Source organism: Paenibacillus sp. MDMC362 (assembly GCF_003269305.1).
Classification (GTDB): Bacteria; Bacillota; Bacilli; order Paenibacillales; family Paenibacillaceae; genus Paenibacillus_AQ.
Genome location: NZ_QLYT01000038.1, coordinates 209647 through 235997 on the forward strand (window position 1 = coordinate 209647; position 26351 = coordinate 235997).

A 26351-nucleotide genomic window follows, 5' to 3' on the forward strand; every position below is an offset into this window, starting at 1 on the left:
TTACCCGCCCCCTTTGGTTTTAGGTTTAAATGTAACTAGGATCGCAATGAATAGCGTTAGCCCAGACACGAAGCCAAGGAATGCAACAGAGTATTTGCCGAGAACGAATAACTCGATTTGCCGATCGATTGCCGGTATTAAAGAAAAGACAATCAGTGCGATACCCACCCCTAACAAATACCAAAGGCGTCGCCTGGATTTTTTAAATGAGATACCATCGGCCATAATTAGCAGGAAAAGAGAGATGCGGATTAATGTCCCTGATATCCATTGGTATAGTGCCAGAAAATCGACATGGGTTATATATTTCGTAATGGTGACCAGCATCCACTGTTCGTAGGCAGGGTAGCGGGATTCCATCGCGGGTACAGGACCGAATGTAGCGATCGCTCCCATTAATGGTCCCAGCGTGAGCCCGCCGAGAAGAACCGATAATATAACAATCGAGAGGTAATTCATCCTTCGTTTCATGTGATGCTGAAGAAAGATCAGCACAATCATCTCCATGAACCCGCCTCCGGCCACGACCATGCTCTTAAGCATAGGAATGTAACCTTCAACGAATAGCGGAGTTAACAGTGAGTAGTCCTTATATTGGAGATTCGACACAGCTACAAAATGGCCCAATACCCACACAACGGGGAGCAAAATGCCGGATATGATCGCTATCGAGCGAATTCCGTTATTGGCCACATATACGCATAGCAGAATAATGGTCAGCGAGACGACCGTTTTGGGCGTTTGCGGCAGATAGGTAACCCGAATCCATGTCACCGTTTCTCTTAATATGACCATGGACATCCAAAAAAAGTAGAGTGAAATGATGCAGACGAATATCCAGCCAAGGATCGGACCAAAACCAAATTTGAACCAGGCGAATATCGATTGTTGCTGTGTTCGTTTCATGATAAAAAACAAAATATAGACCCAGCCTATATGAAGGATCATGGTCAGCAGGGTGCCCATCCATGCGTCACGGCCCGCGTACTGCAGAATAAGCGGAATCAGGATAACATGATTGGTGATACCCAAGGACAACAGCATGATAAAGTAGACTTCAATCAATGATATTTTTTTGCTAGTGGGCATTATACTAATCTCCATATGAGGGAATACATGCTAATCGATATAGTGAGTATTCACCATTTGCCGCATTTTATGTATAAGGAGGAGCGTTCGGTCTCCTGTCGAATGGATGTGGTTTTTGCGATTACCCAAGAAATAATCAGGGGAAATCATCTGGATGCAAGCTACCGACACAGCGTAATTCGGGTGGGTAGTTGTGCGGAGGGGAGGATAATGCTCTGGTTGGGGAGCATGTATGGAGATCATTGGTGTCGTGAGTGTCTATTGCTACATGAAATAGGAAGTTGATCACATTTAGTTCATGCCGTTAATCGATTTAATTAACTACATTAAATACATACAGCGAACCGTGAACTTGTGATTGTTAATGGCATTAACTAATTATATTTAATGGCATTAATTATTCTCGCTATATCCCGTAACCATGGTGTGGAAAGAATCTCTATTCCATCATAAAAAACATCGCAGATCCATGATAATCGGACCTGCGATGCCCTTATACGTCTGTCACTTGTTTAACTGAATATCGTCATTTCTTGATTGGCAAGTTGTAGCTTTCACGGATCAAGGAGAAATAATGATCGGCGCGAACGACTTTATAATCTGCGCCGAGCTGTTCGGTCAGCGCCAGCGCATCGGACGGGGTCATGCTCCATGCGAGCATACCGAGCGAGACGAACAACGGTGATTTACCATCCCAATTCGCTTTGGCTTCATTGAGCACCTGCAATCCGTCTTGAACGGTGCTGATCCCCCGGATCGTAGACACGGGCAGACTGTCGCCAATAATTTCAACCCCGTATTTGTCTTCATAACTAATAAATAAACCGGGTACGTTATATTCCTCCTCATAAGCTTTTGCTTTAAACGGCGATAACGGCACATTTTCGCTATCGATTCGGTTCAGTACATAAGGGATTGTCATTCCTGTCTTTTTCATATACTTCTCGGTTTGCTGCATAAACTCACGGAAGCTTGCGTCGGGCCATGGACTCGGATAGAAGTAACCGGCACCGGAAGGTCCGGCAATGAGCAAATCGTTCTCACTTGCCGTGTTCAGATAGTAATTCAATATTGCAGGTGCACCTTCATAGAGCAATGGGCTTGAAGTCCAGTTTATCGGAACCTTGCCTCTGGCCGGGTCATCCCACATGATGCGCATGCGATGCTGGTTATATTGAAAGTTGTCGCCTTCCGTAAAGGTATAGGTCACATAAATCTTGTTCTCAAGCGCCGGCTGTGGAGGTGTTTTCGCCAGCTTGAACTTCGGCTTGGTTCCCGAGAAAACGGTCAGATTGCTGAACCAATCGGCCGCCAGCACGTAGACGCCGTAACGGGAGGCAATCTCGACCGAGCTGAACTCGCCTTCCACGTCATTGCTGAACCAGCCGAGGTAAGGGGTGCCCGGCTCCACATCGGACATGATTTTCTCGAATAGAGCTTTTTGCTCAGGTACATTGGAATCGAGCCAGAATACCATCGCTTTATTGGCAACGGCATAATCTCTTAAATAGCCATAGGGCTCCTGCTGCTCTGCAGAAGGCGGGCGGACATTCCCCGCCGAAACCTTGTACTGGTTCCACATATCGACTTCTGCGGTCAATTTCTCGGTTCCTGCAGGCGGAGTGAATTCATATACAAAATAACTGCCGTTATCGGCAAAGCGGTGACCGCCTTGGCCTTCACCGAATTTGGAGTTTTGCCGATCATAGAGATAAGACTCTTCTTCGGGGGTTCCTGCGATGAAGTTCGCTATCTCTTTGCCGTCAGCCTTGATCGTAACTTCATGTACCGCAGGTCCCCAGCCATCCTGGGTAAAAGCATCATCAAAGCGCAGATAAACGGATGATTCCCCCAAGAGGGAGGAGAGGTCGAGGTTATAAGTATCACGATTGCTGGCATCCCGCACCTGCTGCTTCTCTTCCGCAATCGTCACGAACGATTCAGGCAGTCCGGAAGGAATACGAATCGCTGTATCCGGATCCAGCCCGATCAGCATCTGATGCGTTGTCTTCTCCCACAGCTGCTCATATTGCCAGGTGTAAGCTTCAAGCCGATTATCGAATTTGCCTCGAAGATCGTCCAGGATCTTCAAGCCGTGTGGAGCTTTGGACAGTTTGTCGGCCAGCTCAGGGCTGGCAACCACCGCATTCTTCAAACCTGCGAGCGTGGTGGCGACATTAATCGTATCCGGAACTTCCGGATCATATACAATCATGCCTTTTGCCTCGCTGCGATATGCGGAGAACACGTCCCAATAGTCTTCATGAAGCGTGTAAGGCACATTGATATCGTTAAGCCAGGTCATTTTCCCTTCTTCCTGCGATTCAATCAAATAGATTCGGGGCTGTTCCCTGTTTACGATTCCCTGCAAGGTTCCTAACAACAATTTGATGTCACCTGGTGCATCATAAATATCTGCGACGTCCAGATGCTTAGGCTTCTTGAAACTTGGCAGTTCACGATGATGGGAGCCGTCAGTTTGCGCTGACTGTGGATTCGTTTCCGAAGCATAAGCTGCGCTGGTCGTTAATGAAAAAGCACATAGGATAGCTAAACAGAGAATCGTGAATCTACGAGCCATGGCGAATTCACTCCTTGTTATGATCTGTGGTCAGAAATGAAAGCGCGTGTTTATTCGCAAACATCGATCCTCCTTTTTCGGCCCAATAGCCGGTCAACACTCCGCTTATCAACACATATTTAATATATTCAAGTATGGTTTTACAAGTGGTTCGACAAAACTTCCTATAATTCTTGAAAATCAGGCAATTTAAACATAGGTATATCAAGAGATTGTCGTTATAACAGATGATCGACTCCTGCTTGTTTATTGCGCTTGTCTGTGTAAGGATATATTATATATTTCAAATATCATGAATGAATTGGTGATGTGATTAGAATGAGTGCAAACGATCGAATTCCGTTGTATCAGCAAATCCAGGACTATATCCGACACGTCATAATAACAGAAAATATGAAGCCAGGTGACCGCATTCCGACGGAGAAGGAACTGATGGATCAGTTTCATGTCAGTAAAATAACGGTTGCCAATGCCCTAACCGGATTAGCGAATGAGAAATTAATTGCCCGGGTGCCGGGCAAAGGCAGTTTTGTAGCAGAGGAGGCCGATTTCTTAACTGCGGGCCAGTCATCAACTGCGAAGCTTAAGGGAAGAGAGGGGAGGCTGGCCACGGGCATCATTGGCGTGATCATGCCCACCATCCATGATTATTTCGCGATCAGACTCATTGAGGGAATCCAAGCTGCGCTGAATGACGAAGGCTATCGCAGCATGATCATGCTGACCGACGGCAAGCTGGAAAAAGAAAAGGAGGCCATCAAAGAGCTGAAGGCTCTCGGAGCCGAAGGCCTGTTGATATTCCCGGTCGACGAGGAGAACTACAACGAGGAAATACTGGGTATGAAGCTATCCGGTTTTCCTTTTGTGCTGATTGACCGGTATTTGCCAGGGGTCGAGACGCATTATATTGCCGCTGATGGAAGGCGCGGCACGAGGCTCGCCGTTGAACATCTATGGGAGCTTGGACACCGGAACATCGCCATATGCTCGGATTCTCCCCTTCAAACCGTCACGGTTCAGGAGCGTATCGAAGGCTATATTGATGCATTAAAGGACAAAGGCGCATTAATCAATCCCGCGCATATGATTACGGATTTCAAACCGCTGAGTGTGCTCAAGGATGCCGAAGCTCATCCATTGTACCGATACATCCGAAATCGCATGGTTACCGCCTATATTTCGCTAAACGGGAGACTGGGCGTCCAAATCTATCAGATGGCCAAGCAAGCGGGACTTCGCGTTCCGGAAGACGTTTCGATCGTCAGCTTCGACGATCCGACTTCCATCGTGGAGGAATTCAGCATATTTACCCATGTCAAACAGTTTGAATGGGATATGGGACACCAGGCTGCCGGTAAACTGCTCGATGTATTGCGCGGTCATGTTGAAGTGAAGAGCTACAGCAAATTGCTGATTGAGCCGGAGCTGGTCATTCGCCAAACGTCGGGTCATGTTCCACAATCTTAATACTTACGCTTAGGAAAAGCCTTTTCCGTCAACTAACGGAGAGGGCTTTTTTTATCCCTTTTCAAAAAACATATTGAATATATTAATATTATATATTATATTCTAGAAAATGATGGATAACCAAGAAGCAAGAGTGCATCTAACCTGAGCAGGGAGGTTTAGAACGTGCCAAGAGATCGCAGAGAAGAACGAACCGGTTTTCAGGAATCGGCTCCGTATCACCCCGACTATGATCTTCAGACTGACTTTGTAATGGTCTACGGAATTGACGAAACGATGCCGGAGCGCATTCAGAATTGGAAGGACAAAGGATATATCGTCCATCTGATGACTGGAGTCGCATGGGGGACATACAACAACTACCTGGACGGGGAGGTTGACGGCTTACCACATTGGGATGAAGCACAGACCGATCGTCACGGAGAGATGATCCTGCATGGCAAACAACCGGTTATTCCTTACATGGTGCCAACGATTTCCTTTGGACGCTTTCTAGCGGATCGAATTCGCGTCGCGGTTGATGCGGGCGTAGAGGCCATTCATCTGGAGGAGCCCGAATTCTGGGTGAATGGCGGTTATTCGGAAGCATTCAAGCGGGAATGGCTGCTGTATTACAAAGAGCCATGGATGCCGCCGCACGCTTCACCTGACGCACAATACCGGGCTTCCAAATTGAAAGCGTATTTATACACACGCGTGCTGGACCGGTTATGTGCAGAGATGAAGGATTACGCGCTGCATCGTTACGGCCGAGTCCTTCGCTTTTACGTTCCGACTCATTCCTTGATCAATTACACGCAGTGGCGAATTGTCAGCCCGCAATCCGGGCTCGTAGAGCTTCCGTCCATTGACGGGTACATTGCACAGATCTGGACGGGGACGTCCCGAACGCCGAATGTGTATGAAGGACTGCGCAAGGAGCGGACCTTTGAAACCGCTTACCTTGAATATGGCGTGATGCAGGAGCTGGTCCGCGGAACCGACAGGCGCATGTGGTTCTTGCATGATCCGATTGAGGATAACCCGAACCACACTTGGGCGGATTACAAACAGAACTACTTAAAGACCGTGGTCGCCTCACTGCTGCATCCCGGAGTGGCCCATTACGAAGTTTCACCCTGGCCGCGAAGAATCTTTAAGGGAACTTATCCATCTGAAGACGGATCGGGTAAGGAATCCATCCCGTCTGACTATGCAACGACGCTGCTCCAGGTCATGCACACGCTGGGCAATATGGACCAGGAAGTGATCGAATCGGCAGAGGATGAGTTGCAGGTTGGCGTTCTTATTGCCGACTCCGCGATGTTTCAGCGGATGAAGCCGGATCCGGAAGCGCCCGATGCCGGTAAATACGACGGTACGGACCCTGAAGGATTTCAGGCGGAAGGGGACACGGAGCTTCTCGATTTTTCCCCTTTTTACGGTCTGTCGCTGCCGCTGCTGAAACATGGAATCCCGGTTCGTCCGCTTCAGCTGGATAATGTAAGGCGGTATCCGGGTTATTTGGCTCCATACCGCGTACTGGTTCTGAGCTATGAGTTCATCAAACCGGAGTATCCGGACATTCATAATGCACTTGCCCAGTGGGTGCAGGATGGCGGGGCGTTGATCTATGTTGGCGATGACAGCGACCCGTATCACGGCATTCGTTCATGGTGGAACAATGATCGCAAGGATCAACCGTTTGGCTCGAAGTATAACTCGCCGCGGGAGCATCTGTTTGAGCAGCTTGGCTTGAAGGGGAAAGCGGAAGGCGTCCATCCGGCAGGAAAAGGCGTCGTGTGCTGGTTGGATCAACATCCGGCTGAACTCACCCTTTCCAAAGCGGGGGCAGACGGGCTGCGGCACGCCGTCCATGCCACGCTGGAAGCACTTCACGGCGCAGAGCGACCGTGGAATTCCAAACATTATTTCAAGCTCAAGCGAGGCCCTTATCTGATCGCTTCGGTTCTGGAGGAATCGATCTCCGCTGAGCCGTTGAATATCTCCGGCCCGATTGTGGACTTGTTCGATTCGAAGCTATCCGTTCTGGATCAGGTTACGTTAAGCCCCGGGAAACAAGCGCTGCTCTATGATGTTGAGGCCGGGCGTCCTTCGGACGGCAAGGTATCCGTCATTGCCGCTTCCTCCCGCATCGAGGATCTTGTCCAGACGGAATCAGGCTTCCGATTCATTGCGAGAGGGCCGTCCAATCTGCAGGCAAGCGCGAGATTGTATTGCCCAATGGAGCCGATATCTGTTCAGTACGTTATTCAGGATCAAGCCGTACCTGCTGGATGGGTATGGGATCCGCAGTCGCTAACCGTGCTGCTGCAGTATGAACATGGCGGCGTGAACCATGCAGAGATCCAGGTAGATTGGACAGCAAGGAAAGCGAAGTTCATACCTGAATCTGCAGCCGATTGACGCACTAGAGAGGAGCAAATCATCATGCCATACGAACCGATAAGGCCGGAACGCTTAAAACAAATGTTAAACCAGCTTCGGGAAGCGATATATGAGCCGGTTGCCGAGTTGAAAGTGGAGGCATGGGTTACGCCCGAACCCGTATCGTTTATGGATCGAATGACGGGTACGCCACTGACGCTTGTCCAAGGAGAAAGATGGGGCAACCTATGGGAATGTGCCTGGTTCCGATTTACCGGCAGCCTTCCGAAAAATAGCCGTAGGGAAGACCATGTCCTTTTACTGGACATTAACGGCGAGCTGTGTCTGGTGGACCGGGAAGGATCGCCGGTCCAGGGATTGACTACCGTGAATTCGGAATTCGATTTTTCATTAGGACTCCCCGGCAAGCGTGTTGTCCGGCTTCATGACATGTACATGAGCGGATCTGACATTGAAGTATGGGCAGATGCAGGCAATAACGATCTCTTCGGCAAATACCAGGGAGGCACTGTGAAAGAGGCTGTCCTCGCAATCTGCCGGGAAGACATTCGAGCTCTCTATTACGATGTCGAAGTCCTCTTGGAAGCTGCCGAGCAGCTTCCTGCCGGAACCGCGCGCAAAGAGAGAATCTATCAGTCCCTATATGACGTATCCCTGAAGCTGACGGATTTCTCGCTGGAGCAGGTCAATCAAGCGAAGAAGCAATTGGATAAACAATTAAGCTTGCAGGGAGGCGATCCGGTCTTGACGATCAGCGCGGTGGGTCATGCGCATATCGATCTGGCCTGGCTGTGGCCCATCCGTGAAACGATCCGGAAAGGCGCCCGGACGTTCTCGACTGCGCTTCGCATGATGGAACGCTATCCGGAGTATGTATTCGGCGCCAGCCAGCCCCAGCTATATGACTGGATGAAGCTGCATTATCCCACGTTATATGAACAGATCAAGGAGCGGGTACGCGAAGGCAGATGGGAACCGCAGGGGGCTATGTGGGTGGAGTCGGATACCAATGTGCCGGGCGGCGAATCTCTGGTGCGCCAGATCCTGTACGGCAAGCGGTATTTTCAGCAGGAATTCGGTTTGGAGATGAAATCGCTGTGGATGCCGGATGTATTTGGTTACTCCGCAAGTCTTCCGCAGCTGCTTAAGAAGTCGGGCGTGGATTACATGATGACCCAGAAGCTCTCCTGGAGCGAATACAACCGGCACCCTCACCATTCCTTCCTATGGGAAGGGATTGACGGTTCCTCCGTTTTAACACATATGCCGCCTGAAGATACGTACAACAGCCCGGCAGCCCCGCGTTCCATTGCCAAAGCGGAGCGGGAATATTTAGATAAAAATGTATCCAGTCATGCCCTGATGCTCTTCGGCATTGGGGACGGCGGCGGCGGTCCTGGTGAAGAGCATTTGGAGCGGCTTGCACGCGAGAAGAACCTGCTTGGTCTATCCCCCGTCATACAGGAGCCCTCGTGGAAGTTCTTTGAGCGATTGAACGAAGAACGCGATTCATTCCAGACGTGGCGCGGTGAGCTTTATCTGGAAAAACATCAAGGCACCCTGACCAGTCAGGCGCGAAGCAAACGGTATAACCGGAAGATGGAGAAAGCGCTGCGCGAGCTGGAGTTTGCTTCCGTGCTGGCTGCCCGGTTAGGCAGGACATACCCGTCCGAGACGCTGGAGACGATCTGGAAAGAAGTTCTGCTGTATCAATTCCACGACATTCTTCCGGGATCTTCCATTAAGCGGGTATACGACGAGTCGTTAGCGCGGTATGAAGAGCTTCTATCACATACGGAAGTTATGATTGCCGAGACGTATCGCTTTTTGGCCGACCACATATCACGCGATGCAGAGCCGGCCCCCGAAACGGTCGTTTTCAATTCGCTGCCTTGGGAACGCCGGGAGTGGCTGCGCGCGAATGGAAGATGGCATCACGTGTTGGTTCCATCGATGGGCTACACCGTCATATCGAATGACGCCGATGCCGGAGCTGAAGATGAAGTAGCGTCAGGTATTGAAATGCTTTTGGAAACACCGGAAGCGGAATTAGACGTTACAGTTTCGGAGCGAAGCCTGGAGAACGACAAACTGATCGTGAAGTTTGATCAAAACGGGGGCATTCTATCGATCCTGGATAAGGCGGAAGCTCGCGAAGTCATTCAGCAAGGCCACTCGGGTAACGATCTTCGCGTGTACCATGACGAAGGGGATGCATGGGATTTCCGTCATGACTATTCGGCGAACCCGGGCAAGCCGTTAAACCTCCTCGCGATACAGAAGCTGCGGGACGGGCCGCGAGTCGGGCTGGTCTTCGAGTACGCTTATGGCGAATCTGCGCTGACGCAGACCGTTGTGCTGACGGAGGGCAGCCGGCGTATCGATTTCGAGACGTCCGTCGATTGGAGAGAGAACGGCAAGATGCTAAGAACCTCGTTCCCGGTCAATATACGTACGGATCAGGTTCATTGCGAGATCCAGTTCGGCAGCTTGAGCAGGCCGACCCACCGCAACACGATGTGGGATTTTGCGAAGGATGAGATTTGTGCTCATCAATGGGTTGATTTATCGGAGCCGGATTATGGGGTCGCGCTGCTCAATGATTGCAAATACGGCCATCGGGCGATCCATAACGTTCTGGATCTGCATTTGCTTCGCAGCAGCTCTTATCCGGATCCGGATGCAGACCGTGCGGAGCACCGATTCACATATTCGTTGTATCCGCATCAAGGGAACCATGTTCAAGCCGAAATTTATCGACGAGGCAATGAGCTGAATATCCCGCTTCGGACGATTTCCTTGCCTTCCGTGCCTGACCAAGCGACAGGAAAACTCCCGTCATCCCAAGCATTTATTCGGCCGGATCATCCAAACATTATGGTGGAATCCGTCAAGAAAGCCGAGGATGGCGACGACATCGTGGTTCGTCTGTATGAAACATCGGGAACACATGTCAGCACAACACTTCATTGTGGATTTGAAGCGGCCGAAGCCTGGACTACGGATCTGATGGAAAACATCCTTGCAGCGCTGCCGCTTGGCGAAGCATCCAACCAGATTGCGCTATCCTTTACGCCATTTGAAATCATTACGCTGCGTTTGAGATTACCGCTAGGATAACCCGGGGCGGCCCGTCCGCCCCACTGAAAGGAGAGGTGGGAATGTGAGCAAGTCACGATTAACCAACAACCGATTCATGAAACGAATCTGGCAGCACAAGCTCTTTTACTTGTTCATGCTGCCAGGCATCGTCTGGTTTTTTCTATTCTCTTACGTGCCCTTATACGGAATACAAGTTGCTTTCCGAGACTATACCTTCGTTGGCGGCTTCACCGGGAGTCCCTGGGCAGGATTCAAGTACTTTGAACAATTCTTCAATTACTATCAGTCCGGTGACATCATTCGCAACACGGTCATCATCAGTCTCATGAAGCTGCTGATCGGATTTCCGATGCCGATCATTCTTGCGCTCCTATTAAATGAAGTTCGGAAGATGAAATTCAAGAAGACGATTCAAACGCTTTCTTATTTGCCTTATTTCGTATCCTGGATCGTGGTTGTCACGCTGATGCAGCGTTTACTGACTCCATATGGCGGTCCGGTCAATGACTTGCTGGGATCGTTTGGGGTCGAATCGATCCAGTTCCTGAACAATCCTACCTGGTTCTATCAGATGATTGTCGGGTCCGATATCTGGAAGAACATCGGCTGGAATTCGATTATCTTCATGGCCGCCATTGCGGGTATCGATCAGCAGCTCTACGAGGCTGCCAAGATCGATGGCGCAGGACGTTTCAAGCAGATGTGGCATGTGACACTCCCGGGTATCCGCAACGTGGCCATCATCTTATTTATTCTTGCCGTGGGGAATCTGATGAGCGCCGGGTACGAACAGCTCCTGCTTCTGAATGGTCCTGCGACTGCCAGTATGGGCAGCGTGCTGGACGTGCACGCCATCAATTCCGGCATCCGGGAAGGGCGTCTCAGTTACGCCGCTGCGGTCGGGCTATTCCAAAGCATTATCGGGCTCATCCTGGTTCTGACCGTCAATCGCATCGCCCGCAAAGTCAGTGATGTATCCCTGTTCTAAGGAGGTGACGTAATGAAACGTAAATGGTCTTTTTTCTCGATGTTCAATTACACCGTTCTCGCCATCATCGGATTTTCGATGATCTATCCGTTTATTTACATTTTGGCGTATTCCCTTAACGACGGGAAGGATTCGATGATGGGGGCGATCTATTTTTTGCCCCGTAAATTCACGCTGGAGAACTACGCCCAGGTATTCGACAACGCCCGCATCTGGAAGGCGTACCAAATTACGCTCATGCGCACCGTGCTGGGTACATTCCTGCATGTTGTGCTGTGTACGCTCATGGCCTACGCGCTTTCCAAAAAGACATTGCCGGGCCGTTCTTTTTTCACCTTTTACATCTTTTTGCCGACGATTTTCAGTGCCGGGTTCATCCCGTTCTTCATCACGCTGCAAAAGCTGCATCTGATCAACAGCTTCTGGGTGTATGTGCTGCCGATGCTGTTCAATTTCATGCATATCGTCATCATCCGAACCTTCCTGCAAGGCATACCCGAGGAGTTGGAGGAGTCTGCCCGCATTGACGGGTACGGCGATTTTCAAATTTTCGTGCGGATTATACTGCCGCTATCGGGACCGGTGCTTGCCACCATCTCCTTATTCATTGGCGTGGCCCATTGGAATGATTGGTTCTCGGGTGCTTACTATGTATCCAACAAAGATTTGATACCGGTGCAGACCCTCTTGCAAGAAATGCTGACGGAAGCTGAAGCGCTGTCAAATTCGATGCAGCGAGCCGCGCAGCAGGGCGGGCAGACGATTGGCGGAACCAGCGGTGCTGGCGCAACGCCGGAATCGCTCCGGATGGCCTTGCTTGTCATTACGGTCTTCCCGATCTTGTGCATTTATCCGTTCCTGCAGCGATATTTCGTAAAGGGGGTTATGATCGGTTCAGTTAAAGGTTAGGTCATCCTGACCCGGAATTTGTCCAAAGCTTTACCAAGATCATTGATATCCATATTCCAGGAGGCGATTGGTTTGAAGAGGATTTGGTCGAAAGGCGTATCCGCATTGTTCGTGTCCATCATGGTTGGAGGTTTGCTGATCAGCTGCACGAATTCATCAGGGAACGGAGATAACGGAGAAGGGGCAGAAGGAGAGAACTCATACAAACTCAAAATACTACACAATTGGAATGGCTCCAACGGTTCCGATGCCATAACGCCCGTGGAGGAAGTCATTAAGGAGAAAACCGGTGTTACCCTCGAGTGGGAATATACCAAAGGCAGCGAGACGGAGAAGGTTAACCAGATCTTCGCCACGCAGGATTTGCCGGACATTTATACCGGGCCAGCCTGGGGCGGGGAATTGGATGGCATCATTAAGGCTGCCAAAGAGGGACAATTGGTGGATATATCGGACAAGCTGAAGGATTATCCGAACTTGTCCAAATCGATTGCGGAAGAAAATGTGCCGCCGGCATTATATGAGAAAGCGATAGACGCCTACGACGGCAAAAAATATTTGCTGCTGCAAAATCAGCCGGCCACGAACGAAGACGGCATGGATTGGCTTTATGGTTTCTATGTGCGCAAAGACATCGCCGAGAAAGTCGGCGTCGATCCGCAATCCGTTGTGACGAAGGAGGATTTCTACAACTTCCTCAAAAAAATCAAGGATGCCAATCTGCAGGAGAACGGCCAGCCGGTCTTTCCTCTGGGCGGTTTCAGTAACGGCTGGGCCGTTGGCATCGGCAACACCATGTTTTATTCCGGAGCGAGTTACGTCGACAAAGGCGACGGCACGGTTGAACATAACTTCTTCACCAAGGGCTACGAAGAATACACGCTGTTTTATCGAAAGCTGGTTGAAGAGGGGCTGATGGATCCTGAAGCCTTCACCCAGACAGACCCGATTGCCAAGGAAAAAATCAATCAAGGCCGCATCGCCATCCTGGCCGCACACTATCCGGCCATCCTGGATGCTTCCAAGGAGTATGTCTCTTCGCATCCGGGCAGCGACTACATTCCTCTCGGCCCGTTGGAGCGCGCTGACGTTGAGCCGGACAGGCCTGTCGATCTGGGGATTCAGGGAAATAACGTAACGGCGATCACGAAGAGCTGCAAAGGCGCTTGCGTTGACGCTGCATTGAAGTTCCTGGATTTCATGGCTTCCGATGAAGGCTTTATGCTGGCCCGGTACGGGGTGCAGGGCGTTCATTGGGACATGAAGGACGGCAAGCCTGTCGCTAATCAGGAATGGTTTGACAAATTCAGCACGGACACCAACATGAAGCTGCGGAAGAACGAAGGCATCAGCATCGGTCTGGAATCGCTGACAGGGCTTGACCGCATCAATTCCGCTGCGGGAGGAGACATCTGGGCGGAACAAGAAAGGCTTGAAGCGATGGAGAACGCTCGCAAAATCCTCCGTCCGAACGGCATTCACGTAATTACCGCTTATAACCCGGGTGATGTTATCACGAAGGCGCCGGAATGGGAAATGCTGAAGCCATCGATGGATCGAATGGGAGATGCGTGGAAGGAAGCGGTATTTGCCAAATCGGATGAAGCGGCAATGAGCATAATCAATGAACTACGGGAACAGCTCCGCAAGACAGGATATGAGAAAGCGATGCAGTTCACGAACGAAAATCTGAAGGGGAAAGACGTGGTAACCGTTCAGATGCCGAACTGATGACTTCCATCGTCAAGGGAGCCCGGTAAAACGAAAGGCTTCGCAGCACCTTGGCCATCAAGGGGGCGGAGCCTTTTGGTGCTCTTCTTGGTTTTTGTTTCCCCATCACAAGGATATAGAAGGCATCGTCAAGAATAAACAAGACATGAAGGAGTTGATGTCAGATGACAACAAAATTCAGACCTCCATCCGTACCGCTGGTCACGGTAGATCCTTACTTCAGCGTATGGTCCGCTGCGGATCATCTCTACGATGATCATACCCGGCATTGGACGAACAAGATCCAAGGCATGGTCGGCCTTGCGATCATCGATGGCCTGCCCAGACGATTTATGGGGAGGGTAGCAACAGCGGATTCAGCAGAGCGTCCCGAGCTTGAAGTTCTTCAGCAAACCGATTTGACGGTTGAGCCGGTAACTACCCGTTATAGGTTCCAAGGAGAAGGCATTGAGCTTCAAGTTGAGTTCACCACGCCTTTATTACTGAATGATCTTGATCTGTTATCCCGGCCCGTAACGTATGTGACAGTTCAGGTTCGTTCGATGGATGGGCGCGAGCATGATGTAAAGCTCTACTTCGATGTCACAGGCGAATGGTGCGTGCATACCCCGGATCAGCAAGTGACCTGGGAGCAACGCGTTATCGATGGACAATTGAATATGATGGCGATGGGTACTGTCGAACAGCCGATCCTGCAGCTTGCCGGAGATGATACCCGAATCGATTGGGGGTATATGGTGCTGGCTGTTCCCCGTACGGAACGAATCCAGACGGTCATTCATTCTGTATCAAGCCGTGAGTTATATGTACGAACCGGTCAATTACCTCCGGAAGATGATCGGCAGAAGCCGCGGGCCGTATCCAATCATATCCCCGTTATGGCAGCCGAAATCGATCTGGGCCCAATACGGGATGAATGGGTATCTGAGTATCTGATGCTTGCGTATGACGATATTCATGCCATCGAATATTTTAACCAGCCGCTGGATGCTTACTGGAAGCGAAACGGATTGACGTTCCATGACATGCTGCTGCAGTCCGCCGCCCAATATGAAGTCGTCATGCAGCAATGCGAGCGCTTCAATCGCGAGTTGATGGCGGAGAGCCTTGCCGCAGGCGGTGAAAAATACCGGGATATCTTGGCCTTGACGTATCGACAGGCGGTAGCCGCGCATAAATTGGTTGCCGATGAAGCGGGGCATGTGCTGTTTTTTTCCAAGGAGAATTTCAGCAACGGATGCATCGCTACGGTCGATGTCAGTTATCCGTCGATTCCATTGTTCCTGAGATACAATCCTGAACTGGTCAAGGGGATGATGCGCCCGATTTATAAGTATGCCATGAGCCCTGATTGGCCGTTCGATTTTGCGCCTCATGACGTGGGAACATACCCCAAAGCCAACGGGCAGGTGTATGGCGAGAACAAGCTGGAATACCAAATGCCGATCGAAGAATGCGGGAATATGCTCCTAATGGCTGCCGCGGTATGCAAATATGAAGGGAATACGGATTTCGCCCGGGAGCACTGGGAACCTCTTACCGCTTGGGCGGGATATCTACTGCAGCATGGACTCGATCCGGATAACCAGCTGTGCACGGATGATTTTGCCGGACATTTGGCGCATAATGCGAATTTGTCCATTAAAGCGATCTTGGGCATTGCCGCGTATTCGTATATGTGCGACCTGCTGGGCTCACAGGAAGGGGCCTCTTATCTTGCAGCCGCTCGGAATATGGCGAAAGAGTGGATATCCATGGCCGATGCGGGTGATCATTATAAGCTTACGTTCGACAGCGCAAACGATACCTGGAGCATGAAATACAATCTGGTATGGGATCGCCTGCTGGAATTAAACCTGTTTCCAAAAGAAGTTGCTGCCCAAGAGCTGGAATATTATAAGTTGAAACAGAATCGTTATGGCCTTCCGCTGGATAGCCGCGATACGTATACAAAAGCGGATTGGCTGGTATGGTGTGCCTCCATGAGTGCCAAGCAATTCCAGTTCGAAGCCATGATTGAGCCCTTATGGGATTTTATGAATGAAACCTCCGCTCGCGTTCCAGTGACCGATTGGTATGACACGATTAGCGGCAAACAGATGAATTTCCAGAATCGTTCCGTTGTCGGTGGTTTTTTCATCCAGTTGCTTATGTCCCGGTCTGAATGAAATCTGTGATAAGACAGGTGATGCATGTTGAATAACGTTAACGTTCAGGAAGAAACAGCCCATAAGGATCTAATGCAACTGAAGCAGCAATTCGAGAATCCGGATGCCACGTATCGCCCGCAGCCGTTCTGGTTCCTGAATCATGAGCTCGCGAAGCCGGAGCTGGAAAGCCAGATCCAATCGATGTATGAAGCGGGTGTCGGCGGTGTAGTTCTGCATGCGCGTCATGGGATGCAAACCACTTACCTGTCGCCGGCATTTATGGAAGCATTGGAGTTCTGCACCCTGGAGTGCAAGAAACGTAATATGGTCGTCTGGCTGTACGATGAGGACAATTGGCCAAGCGGAACGCTGGGCGGCAAACTGACGCGTCAGCATCCGGAATATCGCATGCGTTACTTAAGGATTGAAGAGAAAAGATATACGTTTGATGGACAACAACAAGGATTGAAGCTGGATTTTGCTCGCTATGATCACAATGAGCTTATTGCCATCCTGGCTTATCGCGCTGCTTGGCAGGATGGGGAATGGCTGCTCTGTGATGAACCGGAGGATCTCACGCATGTATGGGGCAGGGAATGGACGCCGACTACGGAGGATCCTTATATCGTGCTGGCCTGCTGGTCCTGCGAGATCGCGGAAGGGATCACGTTTACCAATGGGTACTACTTGGATACGTTGAATCCGGAAGCCGTTCAGGCTTTCATCCGAATGTCCTATGATCCGTTTCAGTCCTTGCAGGAATACTTTGGCACAACGATTCAGGGCGTTTTCACCGACGAACCCGGGCTAATGATCCACGATGGTTTCTTTGGGGTAGAAGCGATCCGGACGGCAGTTCACGATGTAGGCGCTACTCTGCCGGGCATGGTCTTCGCTTGGACGAAAGGGATGGCGGAGCGATATCAGCAAGAGAACGGCTATGATCTCATCCCGCGGTTAGGCGCCTTGTTATATAACATGGTTGATGGCAGCCGGTCAACAAAGCAGCAATATTATGATACGATTACACGCTGGTATGTTGAGGGTTATCATCATGCGATTCGTTTATGGTGTGAGAGGCATGGACTGCTCTACATCGGTCATACGCTCGAAGAGCCGGTCTGGGGACAGGCTAGATCGCAAGGCAATCAGACCCGGGTGCTGCAGCAGTTTCACTACGCTGGCGTGGATTATTTAACGCCCGGCATCGGGACGAAGGAGAATCCGCACCGGATCGTGTCGGTGAAGACGGCAGCTTCCGTCGCTCAGCTGAACAGCAAGGAACGGGTGATCTGCGAATCGTTTGGCGCAAGCGGTCACGGCTATTCCATGCGAGAGCGGCGGCTGGATGCCAATTTCATGGCATTTCTGGGCGTTAACCTCTTCATCCCGCATGCGTTCTATTATTCGTTTGCCGGGTATCGGAAAACCGATTTCCCGCCGACGGAATTCAAGCATGCGCCTCATTGGCCGCATTATCGCGCTTTTGCCGATTATCTCGGACGACTGAGTCTGCTTGGCGCGAGCGGTAAACGTACACCGGAGGTTCTTCTGCTGTCTCCTATTCATACGGTATACGAAGTTATGTTCGCATCAGGTGAATCAAATATGCATCCCGCTTCCGATGCTCTATTCTCGCTCCTGTCGGATCGGATGCTTCGCAGATCCATTGATTACGACTATGTAGACGAATCTCAGCTTCGCGAAGCCAGCTTTATGGATGGAGAAGGGGTGCGATTTAACGGGTGTGGGAACATATATTCGGTATTGATTATGCCGGAGATTGAGGTCATGTCGAAGGACATTGCCGCAGACCTCGTTTCGTATGTTAAGCAAGGCGGTACTCTCATTGCCGTAGGAGCGATACCGCGGCATAGCGAGTGCTTGCATCATGATCCGGAACTGGCGAAGCATATGCATGCGCTGTTTGGTTCGACTCCGCAGCATAACGAATTACGATCCATCGGCAAGGGGTATGCTCTGTTTTATTCCCTGGAGAACCTGCCACTTCCTGATCCGATTGATTCGTTGTGTGAACGTGTAAGCGGGTTATTAAGGAAAACTCCTGTTTTACGATGGAAGATGATCGAAGGACAACATGAGGATTTGATTAGTGTAGAACGTTTGTTCGGTAACCGGGTATATGTGTGGCTAATGAACTGGTCGGAGAATCCCGTTTCCATGAAGCTTGATGCAATGGAGGCGAAGTACCGATTCGAAGAATGGGGCTTGGATAGCGGAAAAATACGCCGGTTAGCCAACGATTCCGTTCTTACCTATGCACCTGGAGAGCTGCGAGTGCTCTCGGTTGTACCTGAGGAGAGCCCAATTGGTTCAATAGAACAAATGTTCGATGTGATGCGGGATGCCGAGGATGTAACCCTTCTTGATAATCTATGGAGATTCCAAACACTCGAACCTAATGTTTTATTACTGGACCAATGGCAGGTCACGCTGAATGACCGACAGTCCAGGATGAACGCTACGATGCCTGGGCAAGTGAACACGTATCGTACATCGTTTACCATGACGCAGGAATTGATCGAACGATTGCAATCACCGAGCGGTGGCGGCCTTCCGGATCAATCCAATAACAACCCATCACCGAAGATCGAGCTCATTCTGGACGATGTGGAGCAGAAAATCCCTTCCCATATCGGCTTCCTGCAGCGCAGGCGCAACCTTGAAATCTTCGTGAATGGCGTAAGACAGAATGCGCTGCAGCCCTCTACTTGGCAGGATCAACACTATGCTAGCGTGGATATCACGCCGCATTTGTTAGCAGGCGAGAACGAACTTGAGATTCTGACGGTTTCATTGCTGGAGCCGATGCCGGTCATCTCATTCCCTGCATTTTTGATCGGACCTTTTGTTATAGAAGATGAGAGGAGGCTAAACACGAGTCCAGAACATATGTTTGGTTGTTGGGCTTCTGCCGGCTATCCTTATTATGCGGGAGCGGGAGAATATTCACAGGAAGTGGATCTGACCCAAGTTAGCTTGGCTCCGGATGAGGAATTATGGCTCGAAGTTGAAGATATTAGGGAGACGGCTTCTTTATATGTGAATGATATGGAGGCAGGAATTCGATTGTGGCCTCCTTATCACTGGAACATCACGCCATATGTTGAACAGGGGAGCAATTGGATTACCATCCGGGCAGCCAATACGCTGGAGAACTTATATGGAAAGACTGCATTGCCTTCTGGGATGAATGGAAGGGTGAAGCTGGTGCGTCGAACTTTGTCTAATAGATTGTAATCTTAAATGGATAGCTTTGAAAATGACTGCAGCCGAGGTTAGGTTGTAGTCATTCTTTTAAAAGGTTTACATAATATTTAATATGTAATCTATAAGGTGCAGAACTTGCGTATTTCATGTTTCAAGGGTGGTGTCTTTTCATAGGAATTATAGAAATAAGGAACTCACTCTTACACAATCAACGATTTACGATAACATTCTCTTCATCGTGGAGGCTTACACTTAAGAAGTTTGACGAAGATATCATTTGGAGGTGCCATGAAGTGCAGCTAAAGAGGAAAACCATCATGGTTTTGGCGCTCAGCTTGTCCATTTTTTCGCAAGGCATGATCGTTCATGCAAAGGAAGATGGGGCTAGGATTACGCCGGAAGGAAACGGCAAATGGATGACAGGGGAGTATCACGCGCATACGTATCAATCCGATGATGCCAGTCAATCCCTGCAGGAATTGCTGGACAACGGATTCCAGAAGTATGGCCTGGATTGGCTCGCGGTCTCCGACCATCTTCGAGTTTCTAAACGGGACGACGAGGGAAATCCCCTTGCCGGCGGATCTATTCCGTTCTCCATGGGAATGGCTCAATACCAGATTCCCAAGATTCAGCAGCTTCAGGAAACAGGGAAATACAAGAACAAGATTATCTTCTCAGGCTTTGAGTGGGACATGCCTACATATGAACACGTGGGAATCGGTATTATATCAGGTAAATTCGGTTCAGAATCAAGCCTCAAGGCAGCCCGTCAGTTCGAGTATCTGTTCACTGATCGCGATGAAGCGATGTTCAATGCCAAAGACGTCGCCGATTGGAATAAACAAGACAGCCGGGCCTTTACGACTCCCGAAGATGCCCGAGCAGCGCTGGCATGGCTTCAGAAAAACTATGGAAACAGCAGTTATGCATTGCTCAACCATCCTTCCAGAAAAACCGTGTACACCATCGCGGATATCCGGGATTTCAACAATATTGCGCCAAATGTGGTGTTCGGAATGGAAGGCATGCCCGGGAATCAGATGGAACCGGATCGCGGCGGACTAAACTTAACCACGCCGGAAAACAGAACCTACGGCGGCGCTGATTACATGATTGCCAAGGTTGGCGGCGTATGGGATGCACTGCTTGGCGAAGGACGCGAATTTTGGAACTTTGCGAACTCGGATTCTCATTTTGAGATCAGCGAAAACCGTTTGTACTCCAGTGGATATTGGCCCGGGCAATACGCTAAAAATTACACTTGGGTAGATGGGAACGACATGCAAAGCGTACTTAACGGTATGCGTTCGGGTAAATCGTTCTCCGTCTACGGCGATTTAATTAACGCACTGGATTATCGCGTTCGTCATGGGAATAAGCAGGCCGAGATGGGGAGTAACCTGCAAGTGAAAAAAGGGAACCCGATCGAAATTACGATTCGATTCAAGAGCCCGAGCAAAAACAACAACGGTGATCCTGTAACCGTAGATCATGTCGATTTGATCTCAGGCGACGTAACAGGTAAAGCGCGCCCAGGTACGGCGGCTTACAGCAAGAGCACCAACGATTCGACGAAAGTGGTTAAACGGTTTACGAGCAAGGATTGGAAAACCGATCGGGATGGATTCAACGTCATCACTTATCGGACGACCGCAACGAAGGATCAATACTTCCGATTAAGAGGGACTAATCTTGGCGTGAATGTTGCTGGAGAAACAAGCAATGGCGACCCACTCATAGATCCGAAAACGGACATCGAAGACAACGAGCGGCGGTTTGCGGAAATTAATAAACGAAACTACAGCGACCTGTGGTTTTATTCTAATCCGATTTTTGTCAGCGTTGGCGACAAGCCGGTTAAAGGCCCTTACAAACAGAGACAGCATCAGTAGGATGCGACTCGCACTCGATTGATTTAGAAGACTGCCGATGGTTCGGTAGTCTTTTTGTTTTTTTACACGGAGTATAATGATGCATGCCCCGGAATATAGCTGATGAGACGTTGGTTGTATTTTGTTGCATATCCTATCATTTTATTGTGCAAATTTAACGAAGGGTATAGGCTGTTAAGGAGAGGAGAGATGATATGTTTACGATCGGTGAAATATCCAAGCTTTTTCAGATCGATATCCGCACCCTCCGGTATTACGACGATATTGATTTATTTAAACCGGCAACCGTGGATCATCTGACAAATTACCGTTATTATTCGGTCGATCAATTCGAGCAGCTGAATACCATTCTATATCTCAAGGCGCTTGGCATCCCTGAATCCGGGCGAAAATCAAGAGCCGAATTGAGCAGATCGAAGATGCCTCGAATAAGGAAGAGCTCTACAAAATTCGGGAAGTCGAGTTTCCCGAGAGAGTGATGGTTTTGCTCAAACAGAACATACATAAAAGCGACAATCTGGATATGCCGATCCGATTATTGGAGAACAGCACCAAAATGAAGTCCACCATTTTCCTTGGCAAAGTAGGATTATCGATCTCGATTAATCGTTTAATGCAAAGTAAATTTGATGAATATGACTCCATTTTTGTCATTGTGGAGCAGGAAAGCGCGCGCAGCAGCTCTGAGGTCGAAGAGAAGATATGGCCCAAAGGCACTTATATTACGATTCGGTTTGCCGGGACACACGAAGATGCAGCGCCTTATTATAGAAAGCCCCTGGATTATATCGAGAAAAAAGGATACAGCCTGATCGAGGATGCGTTGGAGATCACGTATATTGATTACGGGCTTACCGGTGATCCCTCTCAATTCGTAACCGAAATTCAAATGCTTGCTAAATAAACGATTGACCCTCCAGCTGCTGGAGGGTTTATTCTTTGTATCAAAACATATTTAGTAGGAGAGAACGACTGTGATAGGAACCATTGTAAACGTAACAACCATTGTTGTAGGCAGCACGATTGGAAATGTATTTAAGAAGGGGATGAGCGAAACCTATCAGGACATCCTGATGCAGGCGATGGGTTTGGCCGTTATGGCTCTTGGTGTGAATTCGATCGTGAAGTATATGCCGGATAGCCAATATCCCGTCTTATTCATTATAAGTCTTGCCTTAGGCGGTCTGATCGGGGAGAAGCTGAACCTGGAGCAGGGATTTAAAAAAGCGGTGTCGAGGTTCACCAAGGGTAATTTGGCTGAAGGATTAACTACGGCCATTCTGTTGTTTTGTATTGGAACACTGTCCATTATCGGACCGATCGAGAGCGCCTTGCACAATAATCATATTTATCTGTTTACCAATGCCATATTGGATGGCGTGACATCCATTGTACTGGCTTCAACCTTCGGCATTGGCATCATTCTATCAGCCGTGGCCACATTTTGTTGGCAAGGGTTATTGTATGCGATGGCCGGCGCAGCCTCTGGCTTTATTACAACGGAGCTGCTAACCGAAATATCCATCATTGGCGCCATATTAATTTTTGCTTCAGGCCTTAACATTTTGGGCATACGAAACTTCAAAACCATGAATCTCATGCCAGCGCTGTTGATCCCGTTCGTATTCATTACGATTAAAAATCTGCTCGGTTTTTAATATGAAACCCGGATTCAGCCATATCTTCATTTCAAGGATAGCCCGCCAACGGATAGCGGGTTTTTTTGCTGTTATTTCATACCATCCTCACGGAATGAACCATTGTTTACCTTAGTGCATAAGTTTTGTGACAATTTCAATAATATAGGAGAACCGACAGCATCTTAGAATTGGACTAGGTGGATAGAGAGAAGGAGGTTTCATCGTTATGAATATAGCTGAACATCAATTGCTGGTCGCAGCGCTAGGCGGCGTTAATGAAATTGGTAAGAACATGTACTTCATTCAGTATGATCAAGATATCGTGGTCATTGATTGCGGCTCCAAGTTCCCAGACGAAAACCTGCCCGGCATTGATTTAATTGTGCCTGACTTCACCTATTTGCTGGACCATGCGGATAAAGTCAGAGCTCTTATTGTCACACACGGACATGAGGACCATATTGGAGGGATACCTTATTTGCTGAGGCAGCTCCCGATCCCTGTGTATGGGACGAAGCTCACGATTGAGCTGATTAAAATCAAGCTGAAAGAGCATCGCCTTCTGCGTGAATCCGAGCTCCACACGATTGATGCAAATTCCACCATAGAAGCGGGTGCCATCCGTGCCTCTTTTTTTTCAACCAGTCACAGCATCCCGGACTGCGTGGGTATCGTCTTTCAGACGCCGGAAGGCAATGTTGTCCACACGGGGGATTTCAAATTTGACATGTCTCCTGTGAAGGGACCATATCCGGATCTGCATCGGATGGCTGAAATCGGCAAACAAGGGGTAAAGGTGTTATTATCCGAGAGCACAAACGCCGAGAGACCGGGATTTACGCCTTCGGAACGTCTCGTTGGCGGACATATCCTGGAAGCATTCGCACAGGCCAAACAGCAGGTATTCATCTCTACGTTTGCGTCGAACGTGAACCGTGTTCAGCAAATCATCGATGCCGCCACTGAAACAGGACGAAAGCTCATTCTCCTCGGCCGCAGCATGGTGAATGTCGTTAGCGTATCCAAGGAGCATGGCTACTTAAATATCCCCGATGACTTACTCATTGATGCAGGCGACAGCGAGCGTTATCCACCGGACAAAATTGCCGTCCTGTGCACGGGGAGTCAAGGGGAACCTATGGCAGCTTTATCACGATTGGCCAACTCCAAGCATCCCCATATCGAGATTTTGCCCGGCGATACCGTCATCATTGCTGCAGGAGCCATACCGGGAAATGAGCGGAACCTGGCTCATGTGATCGATAACTTGTACGTGCTGGGTGCTCAGGTCATCTACGGGTCCGGATCAGCTTCAGGGATGCACGTATCCGGGCACGGCAGCCAAGAAGAGTTGAAATTAATGCTCACCTTGATGAAACCGGATTATTTAATTCCTGTTCATGGTGAGTTCCGTATGCTGTATCAGCATCGTCAACTGGCGGATTCCGTGGGGATCCCTAATGAGAATGTGTTCATCATCCAGAATGGCGACACGATCCAAATCCAGCAGGGAATGGCCTCCTTAGGTCCAAAAATTCCTTCAGGGAACAGCCTGGTTGACGGATTGATGATCGGGAACGTGGGCAGCATCGTTTTGCGGGACCGTAGACAGCTGTCATCGGACGGGATGCTCATTATCGTAACCACGCTCAGCAAAACGGAAAAGCAGATGGTAGCGAAGCCGGAGCTCATATCCAGAGGTTTCATTTTTGTGAAGGATTCGGAGGAATTCATGGGTCAAATCCACGATATCGTCATGTCTTCCATGAAGGATTTAACGGAAACCGGGTCCACCCAATGGAATCTGATCAAGCAGACCTTGAAAGATCATGTTGGGAAATTCATATACAGCGAGACAAAGAGACGGCCGATGATTCTTCCCATCATTATCGAGGTATAAGCATTCGAATTATAGAGAAGCACAGCCTATTTCAGGCTGTGCTTTTTTCGGTGAGATTGAAACATGGTCGGTGTAGGCATACACCCGGATGCAGGCCGCTGCATACACTGCCGATAAGGAATCGCTGAAGGTATTGTTCTTCCATTCACGTCTGTGAAAAAAAGAATAACACATAATCCGGATTCGTACACATAACCATTTACAGAATGGACATGAACGTCTTGTCCGATTACCGGAATGGATCCGGTTATTAACGAAAGGAGGAGGATCGGTTTGTCATCCACCCCAGAAGGGAAATGGACAGCGGAGCATGGAAAATGGGCTAAACGAAAGTTCAGATTTACGCGCAATGACTGGATGGGCTATCTATTCAGCGCCCCACTGATTGTTGGCGTCATCGTGTTTGCCATTTATCCTATGTTTGCCGCACTGTTTATGAGTTTTCATCAGACATCCGGGCTCAATTTATCCGGCACCTGGGTGGGCCTGAGCAACTACCAATACGCATTAGAAGATTCCTTATTTTGGCAAGCGCTTTCAAATACGTTTGTCATGGGGATATGGTCTGTACTGCTTGGAATCGCACTATCGTTTGTTTTAGCGAGCCTAATTAATAATCTGAAATGGCATCTGGGACGTAATTTTTTCAAAGCGGTATATTTTCTTCCCAATGTCGTGTCAGGCGTTGCTACAAGCTTGTTGTTCTCCTTCTTGTTTTTTCCGTCCAAGGAAGGGCTGATCAACTTTGTGATTGGTTTGTTCGGCCTTGATCCCGTCGGTTGGTTCACGAACCCGGAAGTGGCGCGTTACAGTATCGTGCTCATGAGTTTATGGGGTGCGCTTGGGTACAACACCATTATTTTTCTGGCTGGTTTGCAGAGCGTTCCGCGTGATCTTTATGAAGCTGCAGAAGTGGATGGGGCCGGCACCTACCGGAAATGGTGGTACATTACGATTCCATACTTGCGTCCAATCTTCGTGTTCATGCTCATCATGGGAACCATCGGCGGAATGAAACGGTTTACGGATGTATGGCTAATCGGCGGAACCGCTGGTAATCCAGGGGGAAGCTTGATGACCATGGTGCTGTATATTTACCGAAATGCGTTTCTCTCTTCGCAGATGGGGCTGGCTACGGCCGTATCCTATCTGTTATTCGTCATCATACTCATCCTAACCGTGTTCCTCATGCTGCTCAACCGCCGCAAAGACAGTTTGGACTAATGCCATTATCCATGATTCGGATCCATAGGGGAATCTTATTCCAGAAGACAGGAGGG

16 protein-coding genes are annotated in these 26351 nt (G+C 49.4%); 14 read left to right on the forward strand and 2 right to left on the reverse strand.

The window, feature by feature from the left end:
- Both DP091_RS20020 and DP091_RS20025 read right to left on the reverse strand, forming a co-directional pair.
- A complete protein-coding gene (locus DP091_RS20020) occupies window positions 1-1089 on the reverse strand; it encodes a GerAB/ArcD/ProY family transporter (protein ID WP_113059939.1) in 1089 nt (362 codons plus the stop codon).
- A 526-nt stretch (window positions 1090-1615) separates the two neighbouring features.
- Window positions 1616-3670 (reverse strand): GxGYxYP domain-containing protein, encoded by a 2055-nt coding sequence (locus tag DP091_RS20025; protein WP_113059940.1) that lies wholly within the window; start codon window positions 3668-3670, stop codon window positions 1616-1618.
- Between the two features lie 318 nt (window positions 3671-3988).
- Here DP091_RS20025 and DP091_RS20030 point away from each other — a divergent pair, with 318 nt between their 5' ends.
- From DP091_RS20030 to DP091_RS20090, 14 genes are all read left to right on the forward strand, one after another.
- Entirely contained in the window at window positions 3989-5137 is a 1149-nt protein-coding gene (locus DP091_RS20030) for a GntR family transcriptional regulator (protein WP_113059941.1), read from the forward strand.
- A 165-nt stretch (window positions 5138-5302) separates the two neighbouring features.
- Window positions 5303-7543: a hypothetical protein gene (locus tag DP091_RS20035; RefSeq protein ID WP_113059942.1), complete on the forward strand. Its 2241-nt coding sequence runs from the start codon at window positions 5303-5305 to the stop codon at window positions 7541-7543.
- A 24-nt stretch (window positions 7544-7567) separates the two neighbouring features.
- The gene (locus DP091_RS20040; RefSeq protein ID WP_113059943.1) at window positions 7568-10645 is read left to right on the forward strand and encodes an alpha-mannosidase; all 3078 of its coding nucleotides are present in this window, start codon (window positions 7568-7570) and stop codon (window positions 10643-10645) included.
- 43 nt (window positions 10646-10688) lie between these two features.
- Window positions 10689-11615: an ABC transporter permease gene (locus DP091_RS20045; protein WP_113059944.1), complete on the forward strand. Its 927-nt coding sequence runs from the start codon at window positions 10689-10691 to the stop codon at window positions 11613-11615.
- A gap of 12 nt (window positions 11616-11627) precedes the next feature.
- Entirely contained in the window at window positions 11628-12524 is an 897-nt protein-coding gene (locus DP091_RS20050; protein WP_071220677.1) for a carbohydrate ABC transporter permease, read from the forward strand.
- A gap of 72 nt (window positions 12525-12596) precedes the next feature.
- The gene (locus DP091_RS20055) at window positions 12597-14255 is read left to right on the forward strand and encodes an extracellular solute-binding protein (protein ID WP_113059945.1); all 1659 of its coding nucleotides are present in this window, start codon (window positions 12597-12599) and stop codon (window positions 14253-14255) included.
- Window positions 14256-14419: 164 nt separating this feature from the next.
- On the forward strand, window positions 14420-16423 hold the full coding sequence (locus DP091_RS20060) for a glutaminase family protein (RefSeq protein WP_113059946.1): 2004 nt from the start codon (window positions 14420-14422) through the stop codon (window positions 16421-16423).
- A 27-nt stretch (window positions 16424-16450) separates the two neighbouring features.
- The gene (locus DP091_RS20065) at window positions 16451-19666 is read left to right on the forward strand and encodes a glycosyl hydrolase (protein ID WP_373456936.1); all 3216 of its coding nucleotides are present in this window, start codon (window positions 16451-16453) and stop codon (window positions 19664-19666) included.
- 263 nt (window positions 19667-19929) lie between these two features.
- Window positions 19930-21531 (forward strand): CehA/McbA family metallohydrolase domain-containing protein, encoded by a 1602-nt coding sequence (locus DP091_RS20070; RefSeq protein ID WP_113059948.1) that lies wholly within the window; start codon window positions 19930-19932, stop codon window positions 21529-21531.
- Between the two features lie 194 nt (window positions 21532-21725).
- A complete protein-coding gene (locus DP091_RS31620) occupies window positions 21726-22010 on the forward strand; it encodes a MerR family transcriptional regulator (RefSeq protein ID WP_220091179.1) in 285 nt (94 codons plus the stop codon).
- A 5-nt stretch (window positions 22011-22015) separates the two neighbouring features.
- The gene (locus tag DP091_RS31625; RefSeq protein ID WP_220091180.1) at window positions 22016-22435 is read left to right on the forward strand and encodes a GyrI-like domain-containing protein; all 420 of its coding nucleotides are present in this window, start codon (window positions 22016-22018) and stop codon (window positions 22433-22435) included.
- A 70-nt stretch (window positions 22436-22505) separates the two neighbouring features.
- On the forward strand, window positions 22506-23189 hold the full coding sequence (locus tag DP091_RS20080; protein ID WP_113059949.1) for a DUF554 domain-containing protein: 684 nt from the start codon (window positions 22506-22508) through the stop codon (window positions 23187-23189).
- Between the two features lie 208 nt (window positions 23190-23397).
- Window positions 23398-25071 carry a ribonuclease J gene (locus DP091_RS20085; RefSeq protein ID WP_113059950.1) on the forward strand — a complete coding sequence of 558 codons (1674 nt, stop codon included), beginning with the start codon at window positions 23398-23400 and terminating at the stop codon, window positions 25069-25071.
- 273 nt (window positions 25072-25344) lie between these two features.
- Entirely contained in the window at window positions 25345-26295 is a 951-nt protein-coding gene (locus tag DP091_RS20090) for a carbohydrate ABC transporter permease (RefSeq protein WP_113059951.1), read from the forward strand.
- The last annotated feature ends 56 nt before the right edge of the window (window positions 26296-26351 follow it).